General features: G+C 29.4%; 1 pseudogene. It reads left to right on the top strand.

From position 1 onward, the window contains the following. Positions 1-969: pseudogene (locus HMPREF2897_RS12785) on the top strand (transposase); the annotation flags it as partial.

Raw genomic sequence — 969 nt, 5'->3', positions numbered from 1 at the left:
CAAGAGTCTCGCCAAAATACTTTGTGTTTATATGCCTACACCCAATCTGTGTTTTCAGGACGTAAGATAGAAAAATTACTCAATGATAGTATCCGAATGATGTGGCTATCACAAAATCAAAAGCCTTCTTATAAAACGATTAATCGATTCAGAGTAAATCCCAAAGTAGACGCTTTATTAGAATCATTATTTATTCAATTTCATAGTCAGTGTTTGAAACAAAATATTATAGATGATTAGGCCATTTTTATTGATGGTACGAAAGTTGAGGTAAATACCAATCGATATACATTTGTATGGAAAAAGAGTATTCAAAACCTTGAGTCAAGGATGAATGAAAACTCTAAAGCACTCTATCATGAATTAGTGATAAATAGAATCATACCTGAGATTAAAGAAGAGCATGATAATGACTTAACAAAAGAAGAAATAGATTTGATTGGTAGTCACTTAGATAAAGAAATCGAAGATTTAAACCAACATATCGATAATGAAAAATGTACTAAAATAAGAAAACAAATACGGCTCAAAAGAACTAAAATTAAAAAATACAAAAAGCAAATTAATGATTACTCTAAGCGAAAGCATAAATACGAAGTCCAAAAATCTATTTTAAAGGATAGAAATAGTTATTCTAAAACAGACCACGATGCCACATTTATGAGAATGAAAGAAGATTAAATGAAAAATGGACAACTTTAGCCAGGGTATAATTTACAAATAGCGACAAATTCTCAATTCGTTTTATTTTATGATGTGTATCAAAATCCGACTGATACAAGAACACTAATACCTTTTTTAAATTCAATTCAAGAGACTTACGGTCATTTACCTGAATATATTGTAGCTGACGCAGGTTATGGTAGCGAAGCCAATTATATGGCAATTATAGATAATTTTAATCGAACGCCACTCATAACTTATGGAATGTTTAAAAAAGATAAAACTAAAAAATATAAAAGTGACATC

This window comes from Staphylococcus sp. HMSC065D05, assembly GCF_001813195.1.
GTDB classification, from domain to species: domain Bacteria; phylum Bacillota; class Bacilli; order Staphylococcales; family Staphylococcaceae; genus Staphylococcus; species Staphylococcus epidermidis.
The sequence above is the reverse complement of the archived record's forward strand: the minus strand, read 5'-3'. Positions and strand labels throughout refer to the sequence as shown.